Origin of the sequence: Streptomyces sp. NPDC059247 (genome assembly GCF_042754005.1) — a bacterium.
Taxonomy (GTDB): domain Bacteria; phylum Actinomycetota; class Actinomycetes; order Streptomycetales; family Streptomycetaceae; genus Streptomyces.
Genome location: NZ_JBHYZW010000013.1, coordinates 77530 through 91970, shown reverse-complemented (window position 1 = coordinate 91970; position 14441 = coordinate 77530). Strand labels below are relative to the sequence as shown.

The window sequence follows — 14441 nt, the reverse complement described above, 5'->3', positions numbered from 1 at the left end:
AGACATGCCCCACATCGGACGTCGGGCCACGGCGACCGCCGCCGTCGCCTTCGCCCTGGCCGGCACCTCCATGGCCGACGCGCTCCCCCAGCACGCCTCCCAGCCCGTGTACTGGACGGCCCCCGCCCCCGGTCTGGTCCCTCCGGCGCCGCAGAAGGTGCTGGACCTGCCCGTGCGCATCACCAACGACTTCGCCAACCGTCCCACCACCCAGTGTCTGGACGTCGACGCGAACGGCGGCGGCAACGGCACGGTCGTCCAGATCTGGCAGTGCAACGGCACCAGCCAGCAGCGCTGGTACCTCTGGAACAACGGCGCCCTCGAAAGCTACCGGTTCCCCGGCAAGTGCCTGGACGCCGACCTCAACGGCGGTGGCCGCAACGGCACCAAGCTCCAGATCTGGGACTGCAACAACACCCCCCAGCAGAGCTGGTCCCACCCCGCGGGCGACCGCGCGATCTACAACGCCCGCTTCTACGACAACGGCAACACCGTCGTGGACCGCGACGCGAACGTCCTGGGCAACGGCGCCCGCGTCCAGCTCTGGCAGAAGAACTTCCAGTCCCAGCAGTGGTGGGACGTCTGGCAGGACTGACCACGGACGGCGTCCCGCATCGCGTCCGAAAGCCCCCGTCCGCGCGTCGCCGCACGACCGGAGGCCCGGCGCCCACGCGGCGGGGCGGGCGCGGGCGGCGGACGAGGGGCGGCCCCGATGGCCTTCCCCCCGTCTACGCCCCTCGCCGCGCCCTTCCCCGTCCCCGGCGGCGCGCCGCCGTCTCGCGCAGCAGCAGGAGGACGGCCGCCGACGGCCGGGGGCCGGAACCCCGGGTCGCCAGGGACGCGCCCGCGCGGCGGACCGCGTCGAGACGGAGCCGCTGGACACCGATGAGGGCCCGTACGAAGGGCAGGTACGAGGGGGCCACCACGTCCGCGAGGCGGGCGGCCGACGCCAGGTCGGCGGCGGCGCGGTCCGTCTGCTCCTCGACCAGCGCGCCCAGTGCCGGGCCGGGCCGGGTGAGGTCCGCGCCGTGGCGCGCCACCGCGTCGGCGGGGACCCCCGGCCGTCCGGCGCGCACGTCCTCGGCCAGGTCCTCCAGGAAGTCGACGCGCTGCATGGCGCGGATGAGCCGGTGGCAGCCGTCCGTGAACTCCGCCCGCGCCGACGGTTCCCCGGGCGCCAGCAGACAGGCCGTCAGCATCAGCGCGGGCAGCGAGTACTCCCGTACGTACCGGTCCAGTTCCTCGTCGTCCGCGAGGGTCCGCCAGGCGACCTCGCGCGCGCAGCCCCGCAGGAACTCCTCCCCGTGGGCGCGCACGTCCGGGTGCCGCTCGGCGGTGTGCGCCAGGCAGCGCAGCACGGGCAGTTCGGAGCCGTCTCCGGCGAGGGCCTTCCGTACGAGCGCGTCCCATTCCGTGAGAGCGGCGGCCCGTTCGTCCGGTGTCCCCCGGTCGACCCGGTCGTCGGTGTCGTGCATGAACGCGACGGCGGCCACGACGTGCGGCAGCAGATCGGCGGGGAGCAGGAGCCGGGCGGCGGCGTACTCCGCCGCCGCGAACCTCCGCACCGCCCGCCGCTGCTCCGTGTAGTCCCGCCGCAGCCGCCGCTCTCCGGCCCCGGCCCGGTCGAGGGCCCGCTTCCACATGCCGGTCTCCTGTCGTCGTCGGTCGCGAGCCTACGGGCCTCCCGCCGGAGGCCCCGACCGGCCCCCACGTACCGCTCTCCCGTGGTCGGGGGCGGGTCCGGGAACCCGTACCCGGACACGACCGGCGCGGGCCGGGGCGTTCCGGCCAAGTGCGGTTCCCCGCAGGGCAGATGGACCGGGGCGGGTGCGTGGCCGCATAGCATGGGGGCATGGACGAGATCGATGGTGTCGAGGTCGTGGCCTTCGCTGACGACGAGGCGTTCGACGGCTGGTTGGCGGCTCACCACGGGCGGCACGCGGGCGTGTGGGTCAAGGTCGCCAAGAAGGGCTCGGGGATCGCGTCCGTGACATCCGACGGAATGGTCGACGTCGGGCTGTGCTGGGGCTGGATCTCAGGTCAGCGCCGGTCGCTCGACGGAACGTACTACCTCCAGAAGTACGTTCCCCGGCGTCCCAAGAGCCTGTGGTCGCAGGTCAACGTCGACAAGGTCGCCGTCCTCGCGGCCGAGGGCCGGATGCGCGAGCCGGGTCTGGAGGAGGTGCGCAAGGCGCAGGCGGACGGGCGCTGGGACGCCGCGTACGCTCCGCAGTCCACCGCCGGGATGCCCGACGAGCTGACGGCGGCGCTGGCGGCGAACGACCGGGCGGCGAAGGCTTTCGAGGCGCTGGAGAAGACCGCGAAGTACCTGGTCCTGCTGCCCTTGCTCCAGGCGCGGACCCCCGAGGGGCGCCGGAGCGCCGTGGAGCGAGCGGTGCGGGCGCTGGCCGCCGACGAGTAGCCACGGCGCCGGGGACGGCCCGGGACACCCGGCTCGCGTACGGGCCGGGAGGCATCCTTTCCGCTCCCCGGCGGCAGGACCCGTCGCGGGCTCCCCGGCCGCTCATGGTCGCGTCGCCGGGGGGGGCGGCCCCTTCGTCCCCGGGACGTGAAGGGTGCGGCGGCGGGCGCGGGCTCCCGCGCCTCGGGCCCGGACGGGGGTCCTCCCCCATCTCCCATCAGGCACGGGAGCCGTGGCGTACCGTCCGCGCGGGGTGTTCCGCGTTCACGCGCGAGACGAGCCGGGGGCCGCCGAGCAGTTGCTTTCCGGTCCGTCGAGGAGCACTGGTCCGCCACGGACCGCTTCGACGGACGGCCGATGCCGCGGGGCCCCACCTCGTCCGAGGACGGGGAGGAGCACACGGGAAGCGGGCGCCTCACCGTCCTCCCCGACCGCGCCGCCGCCAGTACGGTTCGCGACGGAGGAACCGTACTGGCGGGCCGGTCTCCACCGGGAGTTCACCACCGCCCCGGCGACGGTGCCGCCGCCGGGCCGCGAACCGGCGCCGGGCGTCCCGTACCCGCTCGTCACGGCCCGGTGGCCTCCGCGTGTCCGTGCCCCGGGCGGCGCCGGGCCGGGGCTCCCGGGCGCGGAGCAGGACGGCCGACTGCGCTTCGTGGCCGACCTGACCGACGACGACCAGGGCCGCACGACGGGCGTGGTCGTCGTCGTACGGTCCCTCCCCGACGAAGCGCGCGGCCCTGGGTCCGGGCCTCGGCGGACCGGCTCGCGGGCGGGCCCACGTCCCTCACCGCCTGGCACCGGCAGCGCGGCGGACGCCGCCGAGATCCGCGAGACCTCGACGGTTCGCCGGGGGTCGGCCGGACGGGCGCCCCTGGTCGCTCGCGCAACCGGCGTCCCCGTGGCGCGCGTGTCTGCGGGTGGGACGCGCCGGAAGGCGTCTCCCCCTGTCGCCGTACGGGGCCGACCGTGCGGCCGAGAGCCCCTGGAGCCGTTCATGCCCGCCGAAGTCACACTGCGTCCCGTCACCGCCGACGATCTCGATCTGTTCGAGCGGGAGTTCAACGGCCCCGAGGGCTGGGGCGTCCACGCGTGGTTCGGCTTCCAGTCGACGGCAGACCTGCGCCGCCGCTTCGCGGAGAACGGTCTGCTCGGCCCGGACGGCGGGACGCTCACGGTCGCCGAGGACGGGATCGCGGTCGGCCGGGTGAAATGGTTCCCCGGCGGCTGGGGTCCCGACGCCCTCGCGGGGTGGAGCCTGGCGATCGGCCTCGTGCCCGCCTCGCGCGGCCGGGGCGTGGGCACGCGTGCCCAACGGCTCGTGGCTGAATACCTCTTCGACCACACGCGGGCCGAACGGGTCCAGGCGTGGACCGACCCCGAGAACGTCGCCGAGCGGCGCGCCCTGGAGAAGGCGGGATTCCTCGGCGAGGGTCTGCTGCGGTCCGCCGTGTGGCAGGGCAGACGCTGGCACGACGCGGTGCTCTACTCGCTGCTCCGCGCGGACCGGACCGGCACCGGGTCCTCCGGCTGAGCCCGGCGCGCCGAGTGGTTCGGCGGGTTTCGGCGCGCCGGGCGGTACGAGGGGCCTCCCCTCCGCGCGGCCGGACGCGAGGAGGCGGGGGCGGGGCTCATGGTGGCGGTACGGGGAGCCCGGACGCCCGCTCCGGAGAGCGGTGAGGGCCGTACGCGGATCGAGCCACCGGCCCTACGGGTGCGGCGGCTCGACACCGGCTGGGGCCCGCGCGGGCTCCGACCCCCACCGGGCCGTACGGAAGCCGGACGTCCACCGGGCCCGTACGGAAGTCCGGCACCCGTCCGGCCTCTGTGGAGTCCGGCAGCCGCCGTATCGGAGGGAGGCCCGGACCCGCCCGTGACCGGCTCCGTGGCGCGGGCCCGTAGCGCCGTCACCGGCGGTGGAGGGCCCGCGCCCGGATCGTCGGCCGGAGGCCGGTCCGTCAGCCGATCGGCGCCGACCTCTGCGTCGTCGTCGGTGTCGTCGTCGGCCAGTCGACGAGGCGGATCCCGCCGCCCGCCGCCTCGCGGCCCCGGCAGTGGGCGCGGTGGCGGCGCAGGAGCGCGTCGATGTCGAGGCAGCGGCCGAACTCGGGTCGTGCGGCGAGCCGTCGGGCGTACGCCCAGAGCGAGGTGTATCCGGCGACCCGGTCCATGGCGGTGGCGTCCAGGTGCCAGCGGTGGATGGTGTCGAGCTGGACCAGGGTGACCCAGACGTGGATGTCGGCGGCGGTCGGCGCGTCGCCGAGGACGTACGGGTTGCGGGCCAGCCCACGTTCGAGCGAGTCGAGGGCCGCGAAGAGGACGGTGAGGGGTTCGCGGTGGGCGGACTCGCCGTCGATGCCGAGTTCCCCGGCGCGCTGGGCGGCCCGGTTGATGCTCCGTTCGCACAGGTCGGAGAGTGCCTCGATGGCGCTCCGGTGCTCCTCCGGCAGCAGGTCGGGGCCGTCGCCCCGGAAGCGGAGGGCGAGGTCGCGGAGGATGTCGGGGACATGGGTGCTGACGATCCGTCCGGTCCAGTCGTCGCTGAGGACGGGGGCGGCGGCGGGGCCGGCGTAGAGATGAGCGCTGGCCTCGTACAGCGGGCGGAGGAGGGCGTATCCACCGTCGGGCGTGTCGGCCTCCTCGGGGAGGACGGTGAGGGGGAGCGTGTCGTCGAGGCCGAGGACCGCGTGGGTGAGGGCGATCCTCAGACAGTCGGGATCGGAGGGTGCGACATGGAGGCGGTAGCGGTGCGGTGCGGCGTAGTGGCCGCTGCCCACGTCGCGGCCGATGCGGCCCCGGAAGGCGGGCAGGGCGGAGACGGGCAGCAGCGAGGACGGGACGACGGACATGCTTCTCCCTTGAGGGTGCTCGGTGCTGGGTCGGGCGGCGTGCCGTGGCGCCGGTGGCGGCTCGGGGCCCGAGGGCAGCAGGGGTACGGGAAGGAGGAGGCGGGCACGGGGCGCGGGGCCGTTCCGGTGGACGGTCGTCTCAGCGGGCGGGACGGTCACCCGGCCGGGAACGGTGCCGCGCGGAGCGGCGCTCAGGGAAGGCGGACCCGGCCGCGGCGGCGCCACGGGGGCGCGGCCCGGCGGAAGTCACCCTGGTGCGGGGCGGCCGGACGGGCGACGGCTCGTGGCGGAACGGCGCGCCGGAGGGCGCCTCACGCGGAGCGACTCGCCGCGCTGCAGACCCGCAGGAGATCGATGTGGCGGCGCGAGGTGAGGGGCAGGGAGCGCGGGAGGAGTGCGTCGACCGCGGTGCCCCGCCCGTCGGTGCGTCCCATGATTCCCTACCCGTTCGCTCGGTTTCCCCGTCCTGAGTGTCCGACCGGCCCGGAGCGGCGTCAAGGGTGCGGTACGGCCGTCTCACGGACTGTCTCAAAGAGCGTCCCACGGACCGTCCGCCTCCGCCCGGAGAAAGGCCGGAGGGAAGGGCCGCGCCGGGGGCGCCGCCGCCCGGCCCGTCGCCGCGCGGCGGACGGACCTCGCGGACTTGCCCGGACTTCCCCGGACTTGCATGGACTTGCCTGGACCTCTCTGGACTTCCCCGGGCTCGCGGGCTCCAGGGCTCGCGGGCTCCCCGGGCTTCCGCACGGGGGACAAAGCCCTCGGGCTCCTGGCCCCCGTGGCACACGCGGCCCGTGATGGCCTCCGCTCCGGTGTCGATCGCGGCACACCGGCCCCCCGCCTCCCGTACGGAATAATGCGCACATGCGCATTTCAGCCAGGGCCGACTACGCGGTGCGGGCCGCCCTCCAGCTCGCCGCCGCCCAGGACACGGGGCCACTGAAGGCCGAGGCCATCGCGGAGGACCAGGGCATCTCGCACAAGTTCCTGGAGAGCATCCTCGGCGACATGCGCAGGGGCGGTCTGGTGCTGAGCCAGCGCGGCGGCAACGGCGGTTACTGGCTGGCCCGGTCCGCCGAGACGATCTCCGTCGCGGAGGTCATCCGGTGTGTGGACGGTCCGCTGGTCTCGGTGCGCGGGGAGCGTCCGCCGGACCTGGCGTACACGGGGCCCGCCGAGTCGCTGCTGACCCTGTGGATCGCGCTGCGGTCCGGGGTCCGGGAGGTGCTGGGGGTCTCGCTGGCGGAGGTAGCGGCGGCCCGGCTGCCGGACGGGATCGTCGAGCGCGCGAAGGACCCGGAGGCATGGACCAATCCGTGAGCGGGACCCGGACCACACCGTGATCATCATGTCCGGCCATCCATGAGCGGGAACCGGACCCCACCATGATCGCCATGTCCAACCATTCGTGACCTGGGGCTACTTACCCATGTCTCACCCTTCAGGACGCCCTCGTCCGCGCATCGGACGCCTCTTGGGGCGAGGGAACCTCCTCTGTCACTATCCCTACTGTTCCACTGGGGATTAGGAATCAGGTGAGGTGACGTGAGTACGCCGAGGAAATCGCCGAAGAGACCAGCGAACCGCACCGCCCCCGCACCATCCGGCCCGAACGGCGGACGCCCGGCGGTCCCGGTGGCCGACCGGCCCGTCGAGGACGACTTCTGGCCCCGCGTCACCCGCGAACTCGCCGACGACCTCGCCGTCGACGCCCTGGTCAGGGACCGTGCGGGCAAGGTCCCGTCCGACGAGGTCGCCCGACTCCAGGAGGCGGGACTGCCCGCCCTGCTCACCGCGCCGGGGCCGGACCGGCGGGGCGTCGACTGGCGCGCCGCCTGCGCGGTCGTCCGGGAGATCTCCGCCGCCGACAGTTCTGTGGGCGAACTCCTCGCCCACCACTACGCCCTGTCCTGGACTGGCCGCTTCCTCGACCCGCTCCGCGCGGCGCGGGACCCGCTGGCGCGGGCCGCCGAGGAGAACTGGCTGCTGGCCGGGGACGTGGAACCGCCGCGCGCCGAGTCCGACCCCGGGCTCGTCCTGACACCGTCCGACACCGGCGACGGCGGCTGGTTCCTCGACGGGACCCGCGCCTTCGCCTCCGCCGTCACGGTGGCCGACCGACTGGTCGTCGGGGCCCGCCCCGGCGGCACCGGCGACCAGCTCGTCGTCCTGGTGGACCCCGGCGCGCCGGGAGTGTTCACCGAGGCGGGGACGGACCGCGTCGGACAGCGGCTCGCGGGGGCGGGCACCGTGACCTTCGAGCGGGTGCCCGTCGCACCCGGGCAGGTCCTCGGCTCCCTCCCCCACGACGAGCACGCCGTCGCCCCCTTCACCACCCTCGCCCCGGTCGCCCTGCGGCTGCTCCTGGTCCACGTCGGACTCGGGATCGCCGAAGGGGCGCTCGCCGAGGCCCGGGACATCAGCCGCGCCGGGCACGCGGGCCCCGCGCCCGCCGGGCACCCCGCACGGCTCCCCGCCACGGACGGCGCCGGGGACGACCCCTATCTCCTGCTGGCCTACGGGGAGTTGGCGACCGCCGCGCACACGGCGGCTGCCGTGGTGGAGCGGGCCACGGACGCCCTGACGCGCGGACTGCTCGCCGGGTGGACGCTCGGCGTGGAGGAGCGCGCCGACGTCGCCGTCCTGGTGTCCGCCGCCGAGGCCGTCGCCGGGCAGGCGGCCGTCCTCATCACGACCCGCGTCCTGGAACTCGTCGACGGCGTGGCGGGCGCGGGCGCCGGGGACGGCGGTCCCGGCTTCGACCGCTTCTGGCGCAACGCCCGTGCGCTCACCGCCCCCACCCAGGCGGCCCACCGGCTGCGGGACATCGGCGACCACTACCTCAACTCCACCCACGCCCGGCTCACCCTGTTGGCCTGACACCACCGCCACGAGGGGCGGAAAGGCCGGAAGGACCGGCATGTCGGGACGTCCGGCCCTCTCGCGGCACGGCTGTTTGGCCCAAGCTGGGAGCAGCAGGGCCCGATCACCGGGCGGGCCCGTCACCGCACCGACGGAGGCAGCCTGATGAGTCGTGAGATCGTCGCAGGAGTGGACGGTTCCCCGGAGAGCCTCGCCGCGGCCGACTGGGCCGCGCGCGAGGCCCTCCACCGGGGACTCCCGCTCCGGCTCGCGCACGCCTGGCGCTGGGAACCGCTCGACCTCCCCCTGGTCCAGGACCGCGCGACCCAGGAGAAGGCGGCGCTGGACCTCCTCCGGGACGCGGAGACCGCCGTCACCGAGCGCCACCCCGGGCTCACGGTCACCTCCGAGGTGCTCCCCGACACCCCGGTCGCCGCGCTCCTCGGCGCCGAGGAGCGGACCGAGCTGCTCGTCATCGGCTCGCGCGGCCACGGCCCGGTCCTCGGCTTCCTCCTGGGCTCGTACGGGCAGCAGATCATCGCCGGGGCCACCCGGCCCGTGGTGGCCGTCAGGTCCCGCGACGGCGAACCCGCCGAGCCGCCCGCCGGGGACGTGCTCGTCGGTCAGCTCGGCAGCCCGGAGGACAGCGCCGCGGCCCTCGGCTTCGCGTTCGGGACCGCCGCCGCGCGGGGGGCCGCCGTGCGGGCCGTACGGGCCTGGAGCCTGCCCCCGCTGTACGCGTACAGTCCCGCGTCGATGCGGCTCGCGGACGAGGCCGGGGGGCTCGTCCCGTACGAGGAGAAGGCGCTGCGGGAAGCCCTCGCGCCCTGGCGGGAGCGGTACCCGGACGTGCCCGTTAGCGAGCACGTCGAGCTGGGCAGCGCCGGGCAGGTGCTGCTCTCCGCCTCGGGGACCGCGCAGCTCCTGGTGGTCGGGCGGCGGGCGAAGCGCGGGGCGGCCGGACCGCGCGTCGGTTCCGTGGCGCACGCGGCGCTGCACCTCGCGCCGTGTCCGGTGGCGGTGGTGCCGCAGGGCTGAAAGGGTGCCGGAAGGACGTGAGTACCCGGTTGACGCGTCGGGTTGACGAGGAGTGTCGGGGGGCCCGGGGCAGGAAAGTGTTATCGCCGTCGCCCCGGTGGCTCCCCCAGCGCCGGACCGTCCGGCGACCAGGCGAGAGAGCGGAACTCCATGCGGCACCACGACCACCCCGGCCACTCCCACGAACCCGACCGCGCCCGGCCCGACGGCCCCGTGCGGGAGACCGCGCCGCAGGAGGCCCCGGCGCGGGCGGGCGGACGGCATCGCGGGGACGGCGGCTCGCGGCGCCGCCCGCCCCGCCGCCCGTCCTTCCGCACCGGCGTCACCGTGGCGGGAGCGACGGCGGCGATCCTGACGGTGGCGACGGGCGTCCACCTGGCCTCCCCCGGCCCGGGGGCGGTGTCCGCCGCCCCGGCGGCCGGGCTCCCGACCACCCCCCGGACCGCCCCGGACGCCCCGGACGGTGCCGGAACGGCGTCCGCCGCTCCGGTGGCCGTACGGGAGGCCGTGCGCACGCCCTCCCCCTTGCCCCCGGTCACGCCCGCGACCGCCGCCACCCCGTCCCCCCGCGCCGCCACGACCGCGCCCGCACGCCCCGCGACGACGGCACCGAAGGCCGAGTCGGGGCGGCGGCCCGCGCAGCCGCGCGAGAAGGCCCCTCAGCAGGGCGCGGCGCCGGAGGCACCGGCGGTGGGGAAGGCCAAGCGCTTCGTCCAGGAGGTCATCGCCCTCGCCAACACGGAGCGGGAGAAGGCGGGTTGCGGTCCGCTGCGGACCGAGAAGCGACTGCGGGCCGCCGCCCAGGGGCACGCCGACGACATGGCGGCCCGGGACTACTACGAGCACGACAGCCCGGAGGGCCGGGACGCCGGTGACCGGATGAGCGGCGCCGGGTACGCGTGGTCGACCTGGGGGGAGAACATCCACCGGGGCCCGAAGACCCCGGCCCTCGCGATGGAGGACTGGATGAACAGCCCCGGCCACCGGGCGAACATCCTCAACTGCTCCTTCAAGGACATCGGCGTGGGCGTCACCCTCACCGCCAACGGCCCCTGGTGGGTGCAGAACTTCGGCGCCAGGTCCTGAGGCCCCCGGCGGCCCCCGGTCTCCCCGCCTTCGTCCCCGTACGCGTCAGGGAACGGGGGCCGCCGCGGGTGGGCACCCGCGCCACTCCGGTGTCCCGGTGGCGGCAGTCGAGCATGTTCTCCTGGTGGACCGCCCCGTCCGTCCAGTCCGCGACGACGGACGCCGGGTCGGCCGGTCCCCGGTCCGGGTTCTCGGCCCAGGCGCTCCGGCCGTACCCGGCGGCGGAGATCCGCGAGTCCGCGTACGCGCCCTCGGGACTGGCGTGACCGGCGTGACCGTAGTAGCCGCGCGTGGGCGCGGGCCGCCCCGGCGAGGCGGGGATCGACGCGCAGCGGCGCGCAGCCCGCCGCCGTCCGCGGCGTACGAGCCGTGCGTGCTGGTGGCGCTACGGGACGCGGTGCGTCGGCGGGGGATCTGGGTGGTGGGGGGGCGAACCGGTGGCGCAACCCGGAGGACGACCTGCCCGCCGACTTCGAGGACAACCGGGACGTGCCCTACGCCACGCTGGGACAGCCGCAGGACTCCACCGAGTTCATCACCGCCCCGCAAGAGCGGCTCCCCATCTCGCTGGACCGTTTCGAGAGCGCCCGGCGGAGGACACGGCGGGCGGGGTGGCCATCGTGAAGAAGCACGGTGAGCCGTGGATTCGGGTTTCCCCGCGCGGCAAGCAGAAGCAGCCGGAGGACCTGGTGGCTCTCTCCAGGGCGTCGCCCGGCCGCTCAGAGGAGGGCGCCACCGGAGACCTCGATGCGCTGGGCCGTGACCCAGCGCAGGCCCTCGGAGGCCGGCGTGGCGATGGCGTCGCCGATCTCCTCAGGTTCGCCGACGCGGCCGAGCGCGGTCTGTCCGGCCAGAACCTGGCGCATCTCTGCTTCGTCCCGCATCGCTCCACCGTTGAAATCGGTGGCGGTCGGCCCCAGGGCGACGGAGTTGACCCGGACGTCTTCGAGGAAGGCCCGGGCACCTCCAGCAGCCTCCACCAGCTCCAGCGACCGGAGTTCGGCGAACTGCTCACCTGCGCGCGGCCGGGCGACACCGAGAACCCAGGACTCGCCGACCCGACGTGGCCCAGCCGACGAGTCGGGAACAGGAGGCTCAGCGGGCCAGCAGGTCCTGGATCGCCTCGGCGATCTCGTCGGGTGCCTCCTCGGCCATGAAGTGCCCCGCTCGGGTCAGCCGGTGGTCCAGGTCCGGCGCCCACGCCTTCCACACCGCGGCAGCGTCATAGCCCAGCCGCGCGCCCCAGTCCTGCTGGACGACCGTCACGGGCATGGCCAGCCGCGACCCGGCGTCCAGGTCCGCTTGGTCGTGGGTGACGTCGACGCCCGCCGAGGCCCGGTAGTCCGCGACGATCGATGTCACCGCCGCGGCGCTCGCCCGCAGGTACTCGGCACGCACGTCCTCCGGCAGGGCGGTCAGGTCGTTGCCCCAGGCGTCGAGGAACGAGCCGAAGAACGCGTCCGCGCTGCCTGCAATCATCGCCTCCGGCAGACCTGGCGGCTGCGCCATGAGGAAGAGGTGGTAGCCGACCGCCGCCGGGACACCGCGCAGGACGTTCCACATGTCGAGCGTCGGCACGATGTCGAGGATGCCCAGGTGCGTGACGGTCTCGGGGTGGTCCAGCCCCGCCCGGAAGGCGACCAGAGCGCCTCGGTCGTGGCCGACGAGGGCGAAGCGCTCGTGGCCGAGGGCCGCCGCCAGGGTCACGGCGTCGGCGGCCATGGTGCGCTTGGCGTACACATCGGGGCCGGTGGCCGCCGGCTTGTCGCTGGCGCCGTAGCCCCGCAGGTCAGGACAGATCACCGTGTGCTCGTCGGAGAGCCGCTCGGCCACGTGCCGCCACATCAGGTGGGTCTGGGGAAAACCGTGCAACAGCACGACCGGGCTGCCGCTGCCGCCGACAGCCGCAGCGAGCTCCACACCGTCCGCACCGGGCAGGCGGAGGTGTTCGAAGCCGGGAATGGTGAGCGTCATGAAGGCCGTCTCTTCGGGTCGGGGACCGGACCGGATCAGCTTGGGCGACGGCGATCAGCAACCGATCAGTACGGTTGGGCGCGGCCGGACCCCGGCACGGAGGATGGGGCCATGCGAATCGACGTGCTCGGTGCCGTGCGGGCCTTCCGCAACGACGGCGGTCCGGTCGACCTGGGCGGACCCCGCCATCGTGAGGTACTCGCCCGGCTCGTCGCCGCCGAGGGACGGATGGTCACCACCGACACCCTCGTCGACGACCTGTGGACCGATCCGCCCACCCGCGCCGTGGGCGCTTTGCGTACGTTCGTCGCCGCGCTGCGCCGCGCCCTCGAACCCGACCGGCCGCCCCGCCGTCCGCCGCGCGTCATCGTCACCGAAGGTCCCGGCTACGCGCTGTGCCTGCCGCGCGAGGACGTGGACGTCCACCGGTTCCAGGACACCCTGGCCCGAGCCCGCCGCGACCCCGACGCGGCGGGCGACCTCGGCACGGTACTCGCGGACTGGCGTGGACCCGCCTACGCCGATGTGACCGGCTCCCCATGGGCACAGCGCGAGCGGACCCGACTGGAGGAGCTGAGGCTGGAGGGGGTGGAACTGCGCGCCCGGATCCTCCTCGACTCGGGGGAAGGGGCCGGTCTCGTCGCCGAACTGGGTGCCCATGTCGCCGAACATCCGTGGCGCGAGCCTGCCTGGGGACTGCTCGCCCGCGCGCTGTACCGCGCGGGCCGCCGGGCCGACGCGCTCGCCTCCCTCCGCCGCGCCCGCACGGTGCTCGTCGACCAACTCGGGCTCGACCCCGGTGCCGACCTCCAGCGCCTGGAGACGGACATCCTCAACGGGTCCGTGCGCCCCGAAGGAGCACGGACCGCGTGGACCGGCCCCGGTGTCCGTCTCGGCCCACGCACCACCGTGGATCTGGCCCGCACCCTCGCACTGGCGGGCGGCGACGCCCTCGTCCACTCGCGGCGCGACCGCCTCGCCGCCGTCCGGGCGGCGGAACGCACGGGAGACCTCTCCCTGACCGCCCGGATCATCGGCGCCTACGACGTGCCCGCCCTCTGGAGCCGTGCCGACGACCCCGAGCAGTCCCGCGCCGTCGTCGCGGCCGCCGAGCGGACGCTCACCGAGCTCGGCCCCGACGGCTCCGCCGACCTGACCGCCCGCCTCCTGGCCACGATCGCCGTCGAGAGCCGCAGCGCCGATCTGTCCGGGACCGAGCTGAAGCGCGCGCAGCAGGCGGCACTGCGGGCCGAGGCACTGGCACGGGACCTGGCCGATCCCGCCCTGCTGGCCTTCGCCCTCAACGGGGTGTTCTTGCAGTCCTTCACCCGCCCCGGGCTCGCGGCGGCAAGGGACCGGACCGGCGCCGAGATCCTCGACCTGGCCACCCGTCACGAGCTGCCGAACTTCGCCGTACTCGGCCGGCTCGTCCGCCTGCAATCCGCCTCGGCCCTCGGCGACCTCGACGCCGCGACCTCGCACGCCGAGGCAGCCGAACAGCTCGCCGCCACCACCGAAGCGCCGCTCGTCGCCGTCCTCACCAGCTGGTTCAGAGCACGGGCCACGGCCGCCCGCAGCACCGAACCCGGCGGACCGACCGCCGCCACAGCCGCGGCGCGCTACCGCGCTGCCGAGGACGCCCTCCGGACGGCCGGAATGCCGGGGCTGCACCGGGGTCTGTTCCCGCTCGCCCTCCTGGGAATGCGCCTGCTGCACGACCGGCCCGCGCCCACCGACCCGCACCTCGACTGGGGCCCGTACCGACTCTGGGCGCGCCCCCTCGTACTGCTCGCCCAGGACCGGGTCGAGGAGGCCCGTGCCGCCCTCGGCGCGGTGCCCGAACCGCCGCGTGACCACATGCAGGAAGCGCTGTGGTGCCTGACCGCCCGCGCCGCCGCACGCCTCGGCGAGCGCGGAATCGCCGCCCGCGCCGGGGCCGCCCTGCGCGATGCCCGTGCCGAACACGCGGGCGCCGCCAGCGGAATGCTGACCCTGGGCCCCGTGGCGCGCTACCTGGCTGAGGCGGAGGCGTGCGCCGGAGCGGGGTAAGAGACCGCGATACGCGAACCCCGAGCCCGTGGTGATCCACTGCCCGTAGGTGAGGGCCGTCGTGGCGATCTGGGCGACGGCCTCGGTGGTCCCTGTTGGCGACCGCATCGTGGGGGGGGGTGCCGAGCGGTCCGTCCGCGACTCTCGGCAACAGGTGTGACGCT

The 14441-nt window shown here is 75.3% G+C and carries 14 protein-coding genes; 8 read left to right on the top strand and 6 right to left on the bottom strand.

From position 1 onward, the window contains the following. The first annotated feature begins 4 nt into the window (after positions 1 to 4). On the top strand, positions 5 to 595 hold the full coding sequence (locus tag ACFXGN_RS22750) for an RICIN domain-containing protein (protein WP_384862106.1): 591 nt from the start codon (positions 5 to 7) through the stop codon (positions 593 to 595). A gap of 133 nt (positions 596 to 728) precedes the next feature. On the opposite strand, the gene ACFXGN_RS22745 is transcribed toward ACFXGN_RS22750, so the two are convergent. Continuing rightward, entirely contained in the window at positions 729 to 1643 is a 915-nt protein-coding gene (locus ACFXGN_RS22745; protein WP_384862103.1) for a squalene/phytoene synthase family protein, read from the bottom strand. Positions 1644 to 1852: 209 nt separating this feature from the next. Here ACFXGN_RS22745 and ACFXGN_RS22740 point away from each other — a divergent pair, with 209 nt between their 5' ends. Together ACFXGN_RS22740 and ACFXGN_RS22735 are read left to right on the top strand one after the other, a co-directional pair. Next, positions 1853 to 2422: a YdeI family protein gene (locus ACFXGN_RS22740; protein WP_384862101.1), complete on the top strand. Its 570-nt coding sequence runs from the start codon at positions 1853 to 1855 to the stop codon at positions 2420 to 2422. A 997-nt stretch (positions 2423 to 3419) separates the two neighbouring features. Beyond that, complete coding sequence (locus tag ACFXGN_RS22735; RefSeq protein ID WP_384862098.1) at positions 3420 to 3956, top strand: GNAT family N-acetyltransferase; 537 nt, start codon at positions 3420 to 3422, stop codon at positions 3954 to 3956. 424 nt (positions 3957 to 4380) lie between these two features. Here the strand turns inward: ACFXGN_RS22735 and ACFXGN_RS22730 are convergent, their stop codons facing one another. Further along, on the bottom strand, positions 4381 to 5271 hold the full coding sequence (locus ACFXGN_RS22730) for a glutathione S-transferase C-terminal domain-containing protein (protein ID WP_384862095.1): 891 nt from the start codon (positions 5269 to 5271) through the stop codon (positions 4381 to 4383). Positions 5272 to 5582: 311 nt separating this feature from the next. Further along, positions 5583 to 5705, bottom strand: a complete 123-nt coding sequence (locus ACFXGN_RS22725; RefSeq protein ID WP_384862092.1) for a hypothetical protein — start codon at positions 5703 to 5705, stop codon at positions 5583 to 5585. A 427-nt stretch (positions 5706 to 6132) separates the two neighbouring features. On the opposite strand from ACFXGN_RS22725, the gene ACFXGN_RS22720 reads away from it, so the two are divergent. The 4 genes from ACFXGN_RS22720 to ACFXGN_RS22705 all read left to right on the top strand — a co-directional run bounded on the left by ACFXGN_RS22720 (position 6133) and on the right by ACFXGN_RS22705 (position 10254). Further along, complete coding sequence (locus ACFXGN_RS22720) at positions 6133 to 6588, top strand: RrF2 family transcriptional regulator (protein WP_384862089.1); 456 nt, start codon at positions 6133 to 6135, stop codon at positions 6586 to 6588. Between the two features lie 315 nt (positions 6589 to 6903). Beyond that, positions 6904 to 8148: an acyl-CoA dehydrogenase gene (locus ACFXGN_RS22715; RefSeq protein WP_384862087.1), complete on the top strand. Its 1245-nt coding sequence runs from the start codon at positions 6904 to 6906 to the stop codon at positions 8146 to 8148. Between the two features lie 147 nt (positions 8149 to 8295). Beyond that, a complete protein-coding gene (locus tag ACFXGN_RS22710) occupies positions 8296 to 9168 on the top strand; it encodes a universal stress protein (protein ID WP_384862083.1) in 873 nt (290 codons plus the stop codon). A gap of 150 nt (positions 9169 to 9318) precedes the next feature. Then, positions 9319 to 10254: a CAP domain-containing protein gene (locus ACFXGN_RS22705; protein ID WP_384862080.1), complete on the top strand. Its 936-nt coding sequence runs from the start codon at positions 9319 to 9321 to the stop codon at positions 10252 to 10254. On the opposite strand, the gene ACFXGN_RS22700 is transcribed toward ACFXGN_RS22705, so the two are convergent. The 3 genes from ACFXGN_RS22700 to ACFXGN_RS22690 all read right to left on the bottom strand — a co-directional run bounded on the left by ACFXGN_RS22700 (position 10205) and on the right by ACFXGN_RS22690 (position 12228). Then, positions 10205 to 10483: a CAP domain-containing protein gene (locus ACFXGN_RS22700; protein WP_384862336.1), complete on the bottom strand. Its 279-nt coding sequence runs from the start codon at positions 10481 to 10483 to the stop codon at positions 10205 to 10207. The genes ACFXGN_RS22705 and ACFXGN_RS22700 overlap by 50 nt on opposite strands. 490 nt (positions 10484 to 10973) lie before the next feature. After that, complete coding sequence (locus ACFXGN_RS22695) at positions 10974 to 11234, bottom strand: SDR family oxidoreductase (RefSeq protein ID WP_384862077.1); 261 nt, start codon at positions 11232 to 11234, stop codon at positions 10974 to 10976. Positions 11235 to 11349: 115 nt separating this feature from the next. Continuing rightward, positions 11350 to 12228 carry an alpha/beta fold hydrolase gene (locus ACFXGN_RS22690; RefSeq protein WP_384862074.1) on the bottom strand — a complete coding sequence of 293 codons (879 nt, stop codon included), beginning with the start codon at positions 12226 to 12228 and terminating at the stop codon, positions 11350 to 11352. Positions 12229 to 12339: 111 nt separating this feature from the next. Here ACFXGN_RS22690 and ACFXGN_RS22685 point away from each other — a divergent pair, with 111 nt between their 5' ends. Continuing rightward, on the top strand, positions 12340 to 14277 hold the full coding sequence (locus ACFXGN_RS22685; protein WP_384862071.1) for a BTAD domain-containing putative transcriptional regulator: 1938 nt from the start codon (positions 12340 to 12342) through the stop codon (positions 14275 to 14277). Positions 14278 to 14441 lie beyond the last annotated feature (164 nt).

Coding starts and splice junctions, on each gene's coding strand:
- ACFXGN_RS22750 (WP_384862106.1), top strand. CDS start 5: ATGCCCCACATCGGACGTCGGGCCACGGCGACCGCCGCCGTCGCCTTC.
- ACFXGN_RS22745 (WP_384862103.1), bottom strand. CDS start 1,643: ATGTGGAAGCGGGCCCTCGACCGGGCCGGGGCCGGAGAGCGGCGGCTG.
- ACFXGN_RS22740 (WP_384862101.1), top strand. CDS start 1,853: ATGGACGAGATCGATGGTGTCGAGGTCGTGGCCTTCGCTGACGACGAG.
- ACFXGN_RS22735 (WP_384862098.1), top strand. CDS start 3,420: ATGCCCGCCGAAGTCACACTGCGTCCCGTCACCGCCGACGATCTCGAT.
- ACFXGN_RS22730 (WP_384862095.1), bottom strand. CDS start 5,271: ATGTCCGTCGTCCCGTCCTCGCTGCTGCCCGTCTCCGCCCTGCCCGCC.
- ACFXGN_RS22725 (WP_384862092.1), bottom strand. CDS start 5,705: ATGGGACGCACCGACGGGCGGGGCACCGCGGTCGACGCACTCCTCCCG.
- ACFXGN_RS22720 (WP_384862089.1), top strand. CDS start 6,133: ATGCGCATTTCAGCCAGGGCCGACTACGCGGTGCGGGCCGCCCTCCAG.
- ACFXGN_RS22710 (WP_384862083.1), top strand. CDS start 8,296: ATGAGTCGTGAGATCGTCGCAGGAGTGGACGGTTCCCCGGAGAGCCTC.
- ACFXGN_RS22705 (WP_384862080.1), top strand. CDS start 9,319: ATGCGGCACCACGACCACCCCGGCCACTCCCACGAACCCGACCGCGCC.
- ACFXGN_RS22690 (WP_384862074.1), bottom strand. CDS start 12,228: ATGACGCTCACCATTCCCGGCTTCGAACACCTCCGCCTGCCCGGTGCG.
- ACFXGN_RS22685 (WP_384862071.1), top strand. CDS start 12,340: ATGCGAATCGACGTGCTCGGTGCCGTGCGGGCCTTCCGCAACGACGGC.